The 16,865-nt window shown below is 39.6% G+C and carries 15 protein-coding genes and 1 rRNA gene; all 16 read right to left on the bottom strand.

The window, feature by feature from the left end; all coding sequences use genetic code 11:
- Positions 1-488: 488 nt before the first annotated feature.
- Positions 489-1,190, bottom strand: coding sequence for a DUF3600 domain-containing protein (locus tag ACQKN2_RS23645; protein ID WP_427417105.1), 702 nt, complete (start codon positions 1,188-1,190; stop codon positions 489-491).
- Positions 1,183-1,707 (bottom strand): sigma-70 family RNA polymerase sigma factor, encoded by a 525-nt coding sequence (locus ACQKN2_RS23640; protein WP_427417104.1) that lies wholly within the window; start codon positions 1,705-1,707, stop codon positions 1,183-1,185. The genes ACQKN2_RS23645 and ACQKN2_RS23640 overlap by 8 nt, the downstream gene beginning before the upstream one ends.
- 230 nt (positions 1,708-1,937) lie before the next feature.
- Complete coding sequence (locus ACQKN2_RS23635; RefSeq protein WP_427417103.1) at positions 1,938-3,476, bottom strand: acyl-CoA carboxylase subunit beta; 1,539 nt, start codon at positions 3,474-3,476, stop codon at positions 1,938-1,940.
- A gap of 284 nt (positions 3,477-3,760) precedes the next feature.
- Positions 3,761-4,543: an enoyl-CoA hydratase gene (locus ACQKN2_RS23630; protein ID WP_427417102.1), complete on the bottom strand. Its 783-nt coding sequence runs from the start codon at positions 4,541-4,543 to the stop codon at positions 3,761-3,763.
- Positions 4,540-5,457 (bottom strand): hydroxymethylglutaryl-CoA lyase, encoded by a 918-nt coding sequence (locus tag ACQKN2_RS23625; protein ID WP_427417101.1) that lies wholly within the window; start codon positions 5,455-5,457, stop codon positions 4,540-4,542. The genes ACQKN2_RS23630 and ACQKN2_RS23625 overlap by 4 nt, the downstream gene beginning before the upstream one ends.
- Before the next feature lie 12 nt (positions 5,458-5,469).
- Entirely contained in the window at positions 5,470-5,682 is a 213-nt protein-coding gene (locus ACQKN2_RS23620; RefSeq protein ID WP_031418413.1) for an acetyl-CoA carboxylase biotin carboxyl carrier protein subunit, read from the bottom strand.
- A gap of 195 nt (positions 5,683-5,877) precedes the next feature.
- A complete protein-coding gene (locus ACQKN2_RS23615) occupies positions 5,878-7,236 on the bottom strand; it encodes an acetyl-CoA carboxylase biotin carboxylase subunit (RefSeq protein ID WP_427417100.1) in 1,359 nt (452 codons plus the stop codon).
- A gap of 17 nt (positions 7,237-7,253) precedes the next feature.
- Positions 7,254-8,888, bottom strand: coding sequence for an AMP-binding protein (locus ACQKN2_RS23610; RefSeq protein WP_427417099.1), 1,635 nt, complete (start codon positions 8,886-8,888; stop codon positions 7,254-7,256).
- A 219-nt stretch (positions 8,889-9,107) separates the two neighbouring features.
- Positions 9,108-10,250, bottom strand: coding sequence for an acyl-CoA dehydrogenase (locus ACQKN2_RS23605; RefSeq protein ID WP_427417098.1), 1,143 nt, complete (start codon positions 10,248-10,250; stop codon positions 9,108-9,110).
- A gap of 91 nt (positions 10,251-10,341) precedes the next feature.
- Complete coding sequence (locus ACQKN2_RS23600; RefSeq protein ID WP_427417107.1) at positions 10,342-10,992, bottom strand: TetR/AcrR family transcriptional regulator; 651 nt, start codon at positions 10,990-10,992, stop codon at positions 10,342-10,344.
- Positions 10,993-11,409: 417 nt separating this feature from the next.
- On the bottom strand, positions 11,410-12,462 hold the full coding sequence (locus tag ACQKN2_RS23595; RefSeq protein WP_427417097.1) for a YkvI family membrane protein: 1,053 nt from the start codon (positions 12,460-12,462) through the stop codon (positions 11,410-11,412).
- A 101-nt stretch (positions 12,463-12,563) separates the two neighbouring features.
- On the bottom strand, positions 12,564-13,670 hold the full coding sequence (gene menC / locus ACQKN2_RS23590) for an o-succinylbenzoate synthase (protein ID WP_427417096.1): 1,107 nt from the start codon (positions 13,668-13,670) through the stop codon (positions 12,564-12,566).
- On the bottom strand, positions 13,645-14,484 hold the full coding sequence (locus ACQKN2_RS23585) for a GNAT family N-acetyltransferase (RefSeq protein WP_427417095.1): 840 nt from the start codon (positions 14,482-14,484) through the stop codon (positions 13,645-13,647). Before ACQKN2_RS23585 ends, menC begins: the two co-directional genes overlap by 26 nt.
- 46 nt (positions 14,485-14,530) lie before the next feature.
- Positions 14,531-15,646, bottom strand: coding sequence for a M20 peptidase aminoacylase family protein (locus tag ACQKN2_RS23580; RefSeq protein WP_427417094.1), 1,116 nt, complete (start codon positions 15,644-15,646; stop codon positions 14,531-14,533).
- 5 nt (positions 15,647-15,651) lie between these two features.
- Complete coding sequence (locus tag ACQKN2_RS23575; protein WP_427417106.1) at positions 15,652-16,518, bottom strand: MurR/RpiR family transcriptional regulator; 867 nt, start codon at positions 16,516-16,518, stop codon at positions 15,652-15,654.
- A gap of 256 nt (positions 16,519-16,774) precedes the next feature.
- Positions 16,775-16,865 (bottom strand): 5S ribosomal RNA (gene rrf / locus ACQKN2_RS23570); the annotation flags it as partial.

The raw sequence follows: 16,865 nt of genomic DNA, 5'->3' as shown, positions 1-16,865 counted from the left end.
GAAACTAACTACATTAAGGTGAACCGTATCATAAGTATGTACTATTCTTTATTAGATTTGCTTTTCTTATTAAACTAACAGGGTGCTTTAGTTAAATTTTGTTTCACGAAATATCAAACCAAGTTGTACAAAAAAGGTACTACGAATTGCAGTACCTTTTAGTACGCTAATTAAGTGTCTTTTTAACCTGCGATTTTGCCTTTTTGTACTTCAAAACAGAACCCGTTACGGAAATCGCTCCTTTTTCAATTAAATATTTAAATAACCGCCCCAATCGTAATCATCAATTTTGTAAAATCACCTTCATCATTTCTTTCATAGCACACAAAAGTGGTTCTTGGATAAATTTCAATATGGATTCGTCAAATTTAAGATTGCTCCAGTAGAGACAATTTGAAAGTTTTCAGAATCACTTAGATAATCATCATCCTCATAACATGTAAAGCAAAATGAAATTAACTTGGTATGTTTTATTACCCAGCTGTCTTCTATCTATCATTCAATTTCCAATTTGTTTGTTTTTCATTTACATAGTTTAAGTATTCTTGAGCTTTAATGAATTTCTCTTGTAACTCTGCAGGGATTGAAGTGTCATCCGGAACACTCGTTACTCCTAATTGTGCCATAGTCGTTTCATAGTCTAATAAGGCTTGAATGTATTGGTCATACTCTTCAGCTGTTAAAATCTCTTTGCTTGATGGTAGCCCGTTTAATTTATCAAAGAATGGTTGAACTTCGGACAATGCTACTTTAATTTCTTCTAATCGTTCTGCAGGGACATGAGTATAATCTATATTTCCATTTTTATCGCCATATTCAATTTTTGCGCTTGTGAATACATTTAATAAATTTTTAAATTGTTTAAACTCTTCTTTTCCTAGGTCGCCTTTTGCTTGATCTAGCTTTGCATTAAATAATAAGTAACTTTCCATCGTAATATTTAGCGCATGTTTTTTTAAATTATCAAATGAACCATATAAATCATCGGCCAGTAATGCTTGATAAGCAAATGCACCTGTTGGAATCATTAAACAAGCAGAAATAACAGCTATAGCCAATCGTTTTTTTACAAAACGACTCAGTTTGCCACCCATTTCAGACTTAGCTTTATTAATTCCCAATTTACTTCTATTATGAATCTCCCTAGGTATTTCTATTTTTGATAGCTCTTGCTTAAGATGGTTATCCATAGTTACCTACCTCCTTTAAATTTTGACGAAGCTTGCCCAAAGCACGGTATAGGACAGATTTTACGGTCCCAAGTGGGATGTCTAATATCTCTGAAATTTCCTTTAATGTACGATCATCGTAATATTTTAGTAAAACGACACTCTTTTCATCCTCTTTTAAAGTATCAATCAGTTCGTGTAAAGATACAGTAAGTGCAATATCTTCATCTTCTGACCCAATAAACACTTCAAAGTTTGAATTTAGCGGAATTACCTTTTTGTTATTATTAATTAAGTTCAATGCACAATTAATCGTAATTTTCATGAGCCAAGTCTTAAAATACTCTGTCTTTTTCAATGTACTGATTTTCTTAAATGACTGATAGGCCACTTCTTGAACGAGATCTAATGCATCTTCTTTATTTTTCACATAGACATAAGCCATTCTATAAATATCTGTTTCGTACTGTTGGAAAAGCATTAAGTAGGCTTTATCATCACCTTTTTGTGCTTTCTTTACTAAACGTTCGAGTTTCATCTTAATCCCTCCTTTCGTTTTGGTTTTCATCTATTAGACAAGCGGTAAGGTGATTTGGCTTAAATTTTTTTAATTAATTTTATGTAATGTGCCTTAGGAAGGTCTAATGAATGTACACTTTATCAAAAAAAAGAAGTCCAATTCATATGCGAATCGGACTTCTTTTTATATTTCTATTTACTTTTTTGTACGCATCAACCGAACCCGTTACAATGAGAGCTTTTATTCATTTATACTGGATTTACTCCATGTTTACGTTCCGAGAATAATAAATATTTTGACATATAAAGCTCTAAACGTGATTCAAGTGCTTTTCTTAAATCATTTGGCTCAATAACATCGTCAATGATAAGCTCTGAAGCTAGACGATAGACATCGATTTCCTCTTGGTATTCCTTACGTTTCTCTGCAATAAAGCTTGCCTGCTCCTCTTTTGGGAGTTCAGCAATTTTATTGGCATAGACTGCGTTAACTGCAGCTTCAGGGCCCATTACAGCAATTTGTGCATTGGATAATGCAATACAGCAGTCTGGCTCAAAAGCAGGACCTGCCATTGCATAAAGACCTGCACCATATGCCTTTCGAACAATGACTGTTAATTTTGGAACGGTTGCCTCACTCATTGCAAAAATCATTTTCGCACCATGGCGTATAATCCCTGCTTTTTCAACCTGCGTACCAATCATAAAGCCTGGTACATCGGCAAGGAAAAGAAGTGGAATATTAAACGCATCACAAAGTGAAATGAACTTTGCAGCTTTATCAGCTGAATCGTGGAACAAAACGCCTCCCTTTACGCGCGGTTGATTGGCGATAATTCCAACGGATTGCCCATTAATGCGTCCAAGCCCTGTAATTAATTCTGGAGCGAATAATTTTTTTACTTCACAGAACGAATCTTCATCAATAATACGTTCAATTAGCTTATACATATCAAAAGGAACGTTTTGATTTTTCGGTATTAGCTCATCAATCGATTTTTCAAATGAAGCTGGTGGTTTTGGAGCCTCTACCTTACCGCGCTCTGCAAAGTTGTTCGGGAAATAGCTCAAGTATTTACGAGCATAGGAAATGGCTTCCTGCTCTGTTTTAGCAAGCACATCTCCACAACCGGAAACAGAACAGTGCATTTTCGCTCCACCCATTGTTTCCAAATCTACCTTCTCACCTATAACCATTTCCGCCATACGTGGAGATCCTAAATACATCGATGCATTGCCCTCTACCATGACTACGATATCGCAGAATGCAGGGATATAGGCACCACCTGCCGCGGAAGGTCCAAACAATAAGCAAATTTGAGGAATTTTACCTGAAAGCTTTACTTGATTATAGAAAATGCGTCCTGCTCCTCTACGACCAGGGAACATTTCTAATTGGTCAGTAATACGTGCACCTGCTGAATCGACTAGATACAGTAATGGGCAATTTAGCTTTTCAGCTGTTTCTTGGATACGAATCATTTTTTCTACTGTACGTTTTCCCCAAGAGCCAGCTTTAATCGTCGAATCATTTGCTAAAACACAAACAGTACGACCATGAATTTTACCGATTCCTGTGATAACGCCATCTGCTGGTAGGTCACCTGCTAAGCAGTTCGCATACAGGCCATCTTCTGATTGAAGTCCATCATCTAATAATAATTCGAGTCGTTCACGTACAAATAGCTTTCCTTGTTGTGCATTTTTATCGTGATATTTTGGCAGGCCACCTGTTAAAATTTGTTCCTTCATTGTTTTAGTCGTATTTTCTGTCGGTACATTGCTCATCGTTAATTCCTCCTTTTGCCCAAACGGTTACGCCTCAGCATAAATAATTAATCATATACCTAGATTTTGGTTCATCATCATGTGGGGTTGATTTCCGTTCCGACTGGGCGCTTTCCTGGGGGCGTCCGATGAGCCGCTTCGCTTCGCTGCAGGGTCTCATCTGTGACGCTGATCCCCGAGGAGTCGCCCAGTCTCCACTCCAATCAACTTATATGCATTGCATATGTTTTAACAAAATGTCACCCCAAACTTCCGATGATGGACCAAAATCTATTATCAGGTCTTTATTTCCCTACATATTGCGGTGTTCGCTTTTCCTGGAAAGCAAGTAAGCCCTCTAATCGATCTTCTGTAGGAATCAGAGCATTATATGCAAGTGATTCGATTTTTAAACCAGTAGCTAAATCGACTTCAACCCCTTGATTCATGGCGATTTTCGCCTGTACTAAAGAAAGTGGCGCATTTTTTTCCATTTCCAGTGCAAGCTGCTGTGCCTTTTCAAGTACTTCATGTCCTTCATGAACATACTCCACAATACCGTAGTTTTTTGCTTCCTCTGCATTTAAACGACGTGCTGTATAAATTAATTCCTTCGCTTTTCCAATGCCAATTAGGCGTGGAAGTCGTTGTGTCCCTCCTGCCCCCGGTATAATGCCGAGAGATGTTTCTGTAAGGCCAATCTTGGCATGGGCAGCTGCCAGACGTAAATCACAGGCTAACGCTAGCTCGAGTCCGCCACCAAAAGCAACGCCATTTAGTACGGCGATAACTGGTTGAGCGAGTGCTTCTACTTTGGCCACTGTTGCTCCGATTAATTGCACAATCTGCTTTACTTGTCGGTCTGGCATCCCTTTACGCTCTTTTAAATCTGCGCCTGCGCAAAAGGCTTTTTCCCCCGCTCCTGTTAGTAAGACGACTCGCACTGCCGGATCACCATTTATGTTGTCGAGTGTCGTGCTAAGTTCTTGGAGCAATTGTACAGACATCGCATTCGCAGCTTCCGGTCTTGAAAGGGTAATAAGCCCAATGCAATTATCTAATACCTCAAAACGAACGAGTTGCGTCATATTTGACTCGCACTCCTTTCATTACGGGCAATCGCCACTTGTTTAGAGGCAACGGCCTTCCCTAGTTTCTGTTCAATAAACAGTGCAGCCTCTAGCACTTTATTCAGTTCTACACCCGTTTTAATACCCATCTCATCTAATAAATACAATAAATCTTCCGTGGCTACATTACCTGATGCTCCTTTGGCATATGGACAGCCCCCAAGTCCACCAAGTGCACTATCAAACTTCGTAATGCCCATTTCTAAAGATTTAACGATATTTGCTAGCGCTGTGCCACGTGTATCATGAAAATGCATCGCAAAATTTTCTACAGGGTATCTTTTTAACAATTCTTCTAAAAGATTTTCCACCTGTGTCGGTACACCAACACCAATCGTGTCACCAAGCGAAATTTCATCGACGCCCATTTCCAGTAATTTTTCTGTTACTCGCAAAACTTTTTCTGGTTGTATGTAACCTTCATACGGGCACCCAATCACCGTTGAGATATAGCCCCGTACGTTTTTATGCGCTGCCTTTGCCCCGTCCACAACTTCCTGTAATATCGGAAATGTTTCATCGATTGATTTATTAATATTACTTTGGTTATGGCTTTCACTTGCCGACATAAAAACGCTCACTTCGTCTACTTCAGCCTGCAATGCACGTTCTAAGCCACGCATGTTTGGTACTAGTGCCGCATACGTGATATCTTTTTGGCGTTTAATGGCTTGAAGAACCTCCACTGCATCAGCCAGCTGTGGAATCCACTTCGGATGCACAAAAGACGTTACCTCGATATAATTCAATCCAGTTTGACTAAGTAAATTTACTAGCTGTACTTTATCGGCAGTTGCAATATGCATTTTCTCATTTTGCAAACCGTCACGAGGACCTACTTCCTTTAACGTTACATGCTTTGGTAGCAGCATAAAGAAGCCTCCTTATTCGATTTCTAAAATATCGTCATCTACGTTAATGAAATCCCCTTCGTTCGCAATGATTTTTGTAACCACGCCATCTTCTTCTGCTGCAATAGGAATCTCCATTTTCATCGACTCTAAAATTGCCACATCTTGTCCTGCAGTCACTTTCTCGCCCTCTGCTACAACGATTTTCCATACTGTTCCTGCCATGCTCGCTTTAACTGTTGCCATTGTAATCCCTCCAAATGTATGAATAACGCATTCGCACTCATTCTTTAAGTGCGAATGATTTTATCAATTTCGCCTTGGCGTAATTGCGTCCGGATTTTGAATTGTGCCTGCACAATTCATTCCTTTCAAAATCCGTGACATCCGCCGGAGGCCTTTATCTTCATTCAGCAGAAATCTGCTGAATGAGGATAAATGTTATTTCGTCTCTGCTAATTGAGGTAGATAATATTCATCTACAAATTTAGTTGTTGTATAGCCCTTTAAAAATTGTTCATGTGTCACTGTTTTCAACAGCATCGGAATATTTGTTTGAATTCCTTCTACTTTATACGCTTTAAGTGCCTCAATCAGTCTTTCACACGCAACTTCTCGTGTTTCTCCCCACACTACTAATTTACTAATCATTGGATCGTAAAAAGGTGTAACCGCAGTGCCAGCCTCTACGCCGCATTCATGGCGAATACCTTCACCTGTAGGCAATTCAAATGCCGTAATGGTGCCTGGAGAAGGGAAAAAGGTCGACGGATTTTCAGCGTAAATACGTACTTCAATCGCATGCCCTTTTCTTTGTATGCTATCGCGAGTAAATGCTAGCGGTTGTTTTGCCGCAACCTTTAATTGCTCCTCTACAAGATCCAGCTTTGTAATTTCTTCCGTCACCGGGTGTTCCACTTGTAGGCGCGTATTCATCTCTAAGAAATAAAAGTTTTGCTCCTCATCTACTAAATACTCAATCGTTCCTGCGTTTACATAGCCAATATGCTGAACTGCCTTGACTGACGCATCTAGCATACGTTTTCTTGTTTCTTCAGAAATGAATGGAGATGGTGCTTCCTCCACTACTTTTTGATTTCTACGTTGAATCGAACACTCACGTTCAAATAGTGGTACGACATTGCCATCATGGTCCGCCATAATTTGTACCTCGACGTGATGAGGATTCGCAATAAATCGTTCCATATACATCGTGCCATCACCAAAGAATGACTGTGCACGCTTTTGATTCCCCTCAAAGGCTTTTGCTAATTCCTCGGCATTTTCAACGAGTTGCATGCCGATTCCTCCACCGCCGGCAGAAGCTTTTAACATAATCGGATAGCCTAGACGGGAAGCAATTTCAATAGCTTCCGCGACATCTTTCACCGGTGTCTCTACACCTTCAACAATCGGTACACCTGCAGCTTTCATTGTTTTCCGAGCTTCTAATTTACTTCCCATCGAAGCAATAACTTCGGCGCTTGGCCCAATAAAAACGAGGCCCGCTTCTGTACAACGTTTAGCAAACTCAGCGTTTTCTGATAATAAGCCATAGCCAGGATGAATTGCGTCAGCGCCGCTCTCCTTCGCTACTTCAAGAATACGATCAATATTTAAATAGCTTTGGGCAACAGGTGGCTTTCCAAGGCAGAACGCCTCATCAGCATCCTTTACATGTAAGCTTTCAGCGTCTGCCTCAGAATACACCGCAACTGTTTGTATATTTAGTCGTTTGCATGTTCTTATAACACGTCTAGCTATCTCTCCACGATTGGCAATTAACACCTTTTTGAACATAACACTGACCCCCTTGGTTACTTCACTGTTGGAACAAAATTATCTCGTAATTTAAACTTTTGCACTTTTCCAGATGCAGTCATCGGATAGTCCTCGATAAAGAAAATATGCCGTGGTATTTTATGTCTAGAGATTTTATCCCGACAATAATCTCGAATCTCTTCCTCTGTTGCCTGCTCTCCTTCTCGCAAAATAATCCAAGCTGCCGCTTCCTCTCCATAAACAGGATTAGGAACACCTGCAACCTGTACATCTGCAATTTTTGGGTGAGTGTAAAGGAATTCTTCAATTTCTCGAGGAGATATATTTTCACCGCCACGAATAATCATATCTTTTAAACGCCCTGTTACACGTACGTAGCCCGCCTCATCCATCGTTGCCAAATCCCCGGTATGCAGCCAGTCATCCTCATCTATTGCAAGAAGCGTTTCTTCTGGGTTATTATAGTAACCTTTCATGACTTGGTAGCCTCTCGTACATAGCTCCCCTTGCTCATTCGGCGCAGCTTCTTCGTTCGTACCAGGAATGACAATTTTAACTTCTAGATTTGGTAATGCGCGGCCAACCGTTTCCACCTTTAACAGTAGCGGGTCATCTGCCCTCGTTTGTGTAATAACAGGTGAGGCTTCTGTTTGCCCGTAACAAATCGTAATATCCTTCATCCCCATTTTTTCGATAACGGCCTTCATAACCTCGATAGGACAATTAGAGCCAGCCATTACGCCCGTACGCAACGTCGATAGATCAAAAGACGCAAAATTCGGTAAATTAAGTTCACTAATGAACATCGTTGGTACGCCATGTAACGCGGTACACTTTTCTTTTTCAACCGCTTGTAACACCTCAGTAGGTGAAAATTCCTGCACTGGTACCATCGTCCCGCCACTAGTAGTAATCGCTAATGTTCCAATTACACAACCAAAGCAATGGAAGAATGGGACAGGGATACACAAACGATCTTCGTAAGTTAACCGCATACATTCCGCAATATTAATCGCATTATTGACTAAGTTATAATGCGTTAACATAACACCTTTCGGAAAACCTGTTGTTCCCGAAGTATATTGAATATTAATAACATCATCATAATGAAGTACTTGCTGTCTTTGATCTAATTGCTCCTCTGTTATTTGCTCTGCAGCAGATAACACATCAGACCAGTTTAGTACTCCGGGATATTTTGTCTCGCCAATTAAAATAACATTTTTTAATAAAGGTAGTCGCTTTGATTGCAAATTACCTGGTTCACAATGTTCAAGCTCTGGACATAACTCTTGCAGTGTATTTATAAAAGAATGGTCTCGATAATTTTCAATTAAAATAATCGTTTTTGCATCGGATTGCTTCAGTAAATATTCCAACTCGCTCGAACGATAATTAGTGTTTACAGTGACGATTGGGGCTCCCATTTTACCTGTACCAAATTGCAGCTGCACCCATTCTGGAACATTAGTCGTCCAAACTGCAATATGCTCACCCTTCTCTATTCCAAGAGCCATCAACCCTTTAGCGACTAAACGGCTTTGCTGATTGAGCTCCTCATAGGTCATACGTAAATCCCTATCTGCATACACTAATGCTTCGCGTTGTGGATATTTTTCAGATTGTTCATCTAGCAATTGACCAATAGTTTGATACACAAGTTCTGCCATGAAAATCCTCCTATGCTATTTAACTTCTTTCAGCATTCATCTCACATCTCTATAGGTGGTGAAATGAATACTGGTTTAAGCTACTTTTCAGTGGATGTCCAAACACCTGCTGAAAGAATTTAAAGCCTCCGGCGGATGTCACGGAATCGGAAAGGAGTGCTTTGTGTAAGCACAAAGCCGATTCCGGACGCAATTATGCCGAGGCATAATTGATTATGATTAGCAACCAATCAAACGAGAAATAACGAGACGTTGAATTTCAGACGTTCCCTCACCGATTTCCATTAACTTAATGTCACGCAAATGACGCTCTACGTCGTATTCTTTCATATACCCTGAACCACCGTGAATTTGAATGGCCTGATTACAAGTACGGAAGCCCATTTCAGAGGCAAATAATTTTGCCATCGCCGCTTCCTTCCCGAATGGTTTCTTTTGATCTTTAAGCCATGCCGCCTTATGTACTAACGTACGTGCAAGCTCTATCTCCATTGCCATATCAGCTAATTTAAATTGTATTGCCTGAAGTTTTGATATAGGTGCACCAAATTGTTCACGTTCTTTAGCGTATTTTAATGCTTTCTCATAAGCTGCCTGCGCAATTCCTACTGATAATGCAGCAATGGAAATACGCCCACCGTCTAACGTATTTAAAAATTGGCTAAATCCACGTTTTTCATCCCCTAAAAGGTTAGCCCTTGGTACACGAACATTTTGCAAAATAATCTCACACGTATTGGAGCCACGTACACCCATTTTGTCGTAATTGCAGTTGATCGTTACGCCAGGAGTGTTGGTTGGTACAATGATAGATGAGATAATTTTTTTACCATCTTCACGTTTACCTGTCACTGCTGTCACAATAATTTGGCGTGCAAAGCCAGCGTTTGTGATCCAGCATTTTTCACCATTAATGATGTAATCATCACCATCAACTACAGCTGTTGTAAGTGTCCCACCAGCATCTGAACCTGCATTGGGCTCTGTTAGACCAAACGAACCTAATGTTTCTCCCTTCGCTAACGGAACAAGCCATTCCTGCTTTTGCTCCTCTGTACCGAAATTGTAAATAGGCGAAGCACCTAAGCTAACTGCGGCTGCATAGCTTAATCCTGTACCGCCACATGCACGGCCAATTTCTTCAACAGCAAGTGCATAGGAAACAGTGTCTCCACCTGAACCGCCGTACTCTTCAGGAAACGGGATCCCTAATAAGCCTAGCTCTGCCATCTTTTGAAAGCTCTCTATTCTCATCGTCGATGTCTCGTCAACCTCACGAGCATACGGTTTAATTTCTTTTTCAGCAAAATCACGTACCATATCTCGAATCATCTCTTGCTCTTTCGTTAGTTCAAAGTTCATCCCCAGTCCCCCTAATGTTTAATGTGCCATAGCAGATTTCGTTCAGATGACAGTTGCAACAAATAAATAAATACCGACTAGTCGGTTTGTATTAACTATTAATAAAACCAGTCTCTACTCCTGGCTTCCCCTTGACCATAAATTGAACTGCTTCGTCAATTGCTTGTTCAGTGACAATCGCACGCAATATCATATCCGTAAATACTTCTGTAATTTCCTCCATTGTTAATGGACCTGATTGCTTAAACCATTTGTATGTCCAGTTAATCATCCCGACAATAGCCATCGTTACAATAGTACAAGGTAGTTCTGTACGAAAATCCTTTGTTTGCTGGCCTTCCTCTATGACTTTTTGTAAAATATCCCGATATTGATCTCGTTTTTTATGAATTATTTCACTATATTCCTCTGCCAATGAATGACTTTCCTCGTAAAAAACCGTAATATGTGCTTGGTACATATCAAACACTTGTGTCAGTGTTTGCAGCATTGCACATAAACGTGTAATCGGTGTATCGTATTTGTCATATGCCTCCTGTGACTGTTTAATCACATAAGAAATAAATACATCGTGAATTTCATACAACAGTTCATCTTTCGATTTAAAATTATGATAAAATCCACCCTTTGATGCACCAATGTATTCAACAATGCGATCGACAGTTACATTGTGATAGCCATCTTGCTGAAATAGCACTACAGAAGCGTCAACAATGCGTTGTTTTAATGTTTTTTTTACCATAGGCATCTATCATCCTTCTTATAACTCTTTACTCAATCACTTCTTAAATTAGAAAAGGTTTTGGATTCACCGCCATAATGTGTGGTTGATCTTCGTTCCGACTGGGCGCTTTCCTGGGGGCGTCCTGTCGGAACGAAGATCAACTATTTACATGACATACGGCGGCTCCTTATTTTTCCCAATTATAAAAAACTATGACACCATTAATATATCATTCTGAAAATTCAGTGTCTAGCATCTGTATAGATTTAAATTTATTTTACGAGAATTTATTTTACATAAAGCAGAATTTCGCGATTCTTCACGAATAAACAAACCTATAATTACTGTATGCTTCCCACCTTGTTTTTATTACTAAAATCACAAAAAAATTCTCTAGTGCTGTACAATAACACTAGAGAACTCTCCAAAACATAGTTATGAAGCTTTTGGTATTTTACGTAACCACGAGATGATGATTGCAATAATTAATGCAAAGCCTAAATACCCCATTGTTGAATAAACCTTTCCAACTAATGTCGTGAACCCTACTAAACTCGCAACAAAGCCTATTAAACCAATCACCACGATACCTATTTTAAAATATTTATGATCAGGCGCTATAAAGCGTACTGTAAATGCGTAAAGCATCCCTACAGCCGTATTGTACATCATGCCTAATAAAGCAATAGACATTAAGCCCCCCACTACAGGATGAATTTGTTTGGCTAGCTCTAATGTTGGCATTGCTGTCCCACCAACTACGTCCATTTTAACGAATAACGCAATATTAATCAGTATGATTAAAACACCGAGCATTAGGCCGCCAAGAAAACCGCCAAAACCAGCAACCTTGCGCTCTTTAACTGTTCCCCCCATAACAATTAGCATCGCCGTACCAGCAGCTATGTTATAAGATACATAGAGGAGTGCCCCCACTATCCAATTGGAAGCCGCAGATGATTGCTCTTTCGCTAACACATTCTGTTCTGCAATTGTTAAGTCCATTGTGAAAATAGAGTAAATTAATATGATAAAAATAATGCCCATTAAATATGGCGTCACTAAAGCTATTATATTAATAATATTTTTCACCTTTAATAGCAGCGTTAAAATCGTAATGATTACCATGAAAATGCTGCCGATCATCGGGTTTATTCCAAACATTTGCTCAAACGTTGACCCTGATCCTGCAAACATAACAACCGCCACACCAAATAAGAAGAACGTTATGACTATATCTAATAGTACGCCAACATAGCGCCCACCGATTTGATAGATTACCTCTTTATGAGATGTCGTTTGTGAATCTGCCCCTAATTGCGCTAGACTCATCCCTAAAAAGGCAAATGCGATTGTTGCGACAATTCCTCCTGCTATACCGTAAAGACCAAAACTCGTAAAGTATTGCATAATCTCTTGTCCTGATGCGAAGCCAGCACCAACGATTAATCCTACAAATGCGCCACCTATCTGCCAACTTTTTTTCATAGAACACCTGCTTTTAAATTTAATGAAATAAGGTAGGCATAGGAGCTACCCCTTAAGATCTAAGTTCAGTCTCCTATTACCCATAGCTTTTCTAACCCACATTATTTATAAGTTTTCTGTGCTACTGTAAACAAATCGATCGTCTCTCTATTTACTTCATAGCCGATACCCGCTTTTTGAGGAACTTCAATATAACCGTCCTTCACTACAACTTCTGGGTCGATAATATCTTTCTCCCAATAGCGACTAGAGCCCGCTGTATCCCCAGGTAAAATAAAATTCGATAATGTAGTTAACGCCACATTATGTGCACGGCCAATACCCGACTCCAGCATGCCGCCACACCAAACTGGAATGTCATTTGCCTCACAATAATCATGTATTTTCTTGGCTTCCGTTAAGCCACCAACACGTCCAATTTTTATGTTAATAATTTTAGTACTGCCCAACTCAACAGCTTTACGTGCATCCTCTAATGAATGGATACTTTCATCCAAGCAAATAGGCGTATCGATTAATTTTTGTAAGGCTGCGTGGTCAATGATGTCATCTGACGCCAATGGCTGCTCAATCATAGTTAAATTAAAAGCATCTAGCTGTTTGAGCGTTTCAGCATCTGCGAGACGATAAGCTGAGTTCGCATCTGCCATAAACGCCACATCAGGGAACGTTTCACGTAATGTACGCATTACTTCTACATCCCAGCCTGGCTTGATTTTGATTTTCATTCGTTTATAGCCTTCATTCACAAACCCATTTACTAACGCTACTAAGTCCTCAATTGATTTTTGAATACCGATACTGATCCCTACTTCAATATTGTCCTTTTTGCCACCAAGTGCAGCCGCGAGAGATTGATTCGTCTGTTGGGCATAAATATCCCAAATAGCACCTTCTAAAGTTGATTTCGCCATATTATTTTTACGAATCGGTTTAAATAGTTCATTGACCTCATCTGGATGCTGAAGCTCTTTATTTAAAATAAGAGGAATTAAGAAATCTTCTAGCATATGCCAATTCGTTTGCAATGTCTCCTCGTTGTACCAAGGAGAATGGAAGGCAACAGATTCTCCCCAGCCGATTGTTCCTGATTCATCTTTAGCCTCTAAAATTAAAAAATCCTTATCATCAAATGTGCCAAAGCTTGTTGTAAATGGTTCTTTTAATTTCATCTTTAAATGTCTAATGGTAAATTCCGTTATTTTCATATTGATTTGCCCCTTCCAGACCTAAAATTTCTAATTTGACGAGAACATACTCGTTGTAATTTTCTTGCTGTCGCAATTGAACTGCCGCATAACCTTGTGCAAATAATTGTTGTAATAAACGTCTCGTTTTGAAGCGCCAGTCCAATGCTAATGTCGGGTCTTGTAGCTTCAATGCTTGAAAATCCTTTGGTACAGGCATCGTATATACATCTCTTTTATATTTCAAATTTTCAGTTATTTCTAAACACAGGAATCCTTGTTCATTTAGTACACAGCTTGCCACTGGTATAGCATTCTTTGCATCTATTGAAACACTTTTACTGACGTAATCAGAGGCTATATACCAGCACACCTCAAAACGATCGGAAGGTAACCCCTTATTCAAACCATCCTGCATTTCTCCATAGCAATTTTCTATATACGTATAACAAATACCATTTAATTTGGAGAGATTAAGATAACCATTACGTGTTTCCAGCGGATCAAAGGTCCATACCATTAAATCATAGCCTCGTTCTATAGCAATTGCTTTCTGGGCATATTTTAATTTTTCACCTATTCCTTGAGAGCGGTAATTTTCGTCTATCCCCAACATATGGGAGCATAAATAGCTTTTGCCCTCTCGAAACCCTGAAAAGCCATAGCTAAAGCCAACTAATTGGTCACCATCATAGGCACCCACAACGATTCCACCGTTTTTAACAGCTGTTAACGTTTGATGAATGGGAATTGAAGCCATCCCCCAAACGTTATATTCCAATTGCTGAACTTGCTCCAGCTGTTCGATTGTCTTTATTTCCAGTATGTCAATCATTCCCATCACTTCTTTCTATATCTTTATCCTGTAATGAATGGCTGGTCTATAAAGCTCGTAAAATCGCTCTCGTGATAATGTTCACTCCTGTAATAAGCCGCTCTCGATTAAAGGTCATTTTCGGATGATGTAAGCCTGGTGTTACGCCACAACCTAAGCCAAGCATTGTTGCTTTAAGATTCGGACGCTCATACGTATAAAAATGAAAATCCTCTCCTCCGGGGGTAACGACTGGTGAAGCACATGCTCTTTTCCCAACCACGTCAACAATAGCGGAATTCATATGCTGTAAGGCCTCATCATTCACTAATGCTGCAACGATATGTGCTTCTACATTTAAAGAAATTTTGGCACCATACATCGCTTCAACCGATGCCTTTACACGTTCAATACCATCCGTGAGAGCTTCCATTACTTCATTTGTTTGCGCCCGTGCATCAATGCTAAATGTTGCTTTCCCGGGAATAATATTTGTAGAGGTTCCTCCTGCGTTAAATTGTGTCATTTTAGCTGACGCAGAGACATTAGGGTCTGTCCAGATTTTTTGTAAACCTTCGACAATTGCGGACCCTACCTCAATGGCATTAATGCCAAGTTCAGGTCGTGCACCATGTGCCTCTTCTCCAATAATTGTCCCCGTAAAAAGCTTTGCTGCACCGTGGTACAAGGCCGGGGCATACGTTCCGTCCCGTAGTTCTTGTAACGGACGAACATGGACACCAAATAAGTATTCTAGAGGATCAATAAGCCCCTTCTCAACGAATGCTCGAGCACCCTGTGCCTTTTCTTCAGCAGGCTGAAAAAGAATACGTACTGCACCAGGAAGCAAATGCTCCATATCCTTCAACGCTAGTGCTGTCCCAATAGCCATCGTCATATGACCATCATGACCACAAGAATGATTCGCCTTAAATTCACCATCTACTTCCTGCCATAGTGCATCGATATCCGTACGAAATCCGACTCTCGGTGTCCCCTTCCCAATATCAACATACAATCCGGTCATATCTTCGAATAACTGAGGCTCCATCTGTGCCTCCTTTAATAAATTGGCGATATATTGCGTTGTCTGCTTTTCCTGCCAGCTAATTTCCGGATGCTCATGTAAATGTGTAAAAATATCCGCCAATCTCGGCTGTAAGTTTTGTAAAACTTGATTCATATCATTCAACTCCATCGATTTGCTAAAAAGCTATTTTGGAAATCATCATATTTTACGCGTTGATTTTCATAATAGTCGTGATCTTGTGCAGTCATACCCGCAATTAGTGTATTTAAAAATGAAATCAGTGCTGGCATTGCATCTATCGTAGACATTTCTTGTTGTTCATTTATAAAAGTAATCGTCGCATATTGTGTAATAGGCGCAATTTTAGAATCTGTAATGCCAATAATCTCACAATTTTTTTCTTGAATTTCAGCTGCGAATTGAATTGGCTCTTTAAAATAGCGATGGAACGATAAAATAATGACCACACTATCCTCATCGATTTCTTGTAAAGCTCTAATGATTTCACTAGTTTCAAAATCTAAAATCACGACGTTAGGACGTAGCATATTTAACGTAAAATACAACCATTGTGCCGCTAAATGAGACGAACCATTCCCAACAATATAAATTTTTTTCTTCGTATGCAGCAGGATGGAAGCACGATTAAAATCTTCCCCTTCAATGTTCTTTGCAACATTTAAAATACTCGATGCATCCTTTTCCATCGATTTTTCGTAAAAACGTGGCGTTTCAAAAAGTGCCTGCTTTGATTGCAAATAATTTTGCAAGCTACTAGTATTTCCTTCATTGAATAAATGCATCGTAATCTCACGTTGCAACTCAGCATAACCCGATAATCCTATAGCGTAGCAAAAGCGGATAACCGTCGTTTCACTTACCCCTGCCTTGTCCCCCACATATGCAGCTGAATGAATACCGGCAGTCTGCATATTTTTGAGAATAAAGACCGCTACCTTCTGCTGACTCTTTGAAAGCTCCTGGTATTTATGTTGAATGACTTGTTGAATTGTTTGATTATTCATCAAAGAAGTACATCCTTTTTTATTATATTTTTGAAGTTTAAACTTCATTCTGCATGATACATAGACTAACATAGTTTTTTTCGCAATTCAATATATTTTCTGAAATTTCTGTTTATAACTTTTGGAATGAATGAAAATAAAATGAAGAATGATGGTTAATGGGGAACATAATCATTTTTATAGTATCGTTTAGATTAACTTTCTAAAAAATTGCAAATAAAAAAAGCCGAGGAATAAATCCTCGACTTTTTCAGGTGCCTAGCGACGTCCTACTCTCACAGGGGGAAGCCCCCAACTACCATCGGCGCTAAAGAGCTTAACTTCCGTGTTCGGTATGGGAACGGGTG

Origin of the sequence: Lysinibacillus sp. NPDC093688 (genome assembly GCF_050280145.1) — a bacterium.
GTDB classification, from domain to species: domain Bacteria; phylum Bacillota; class Bacilli; order Bacillales_A; family Planococcaceae; genus Lysinibacillus; species Lysinibacillus xylanilyticus_B.
The sequence above is the reverse complement of the archived record's forward strand: the minus strand, read 5'-3'. Positions and strand labels throughout refer to the sequence as shown.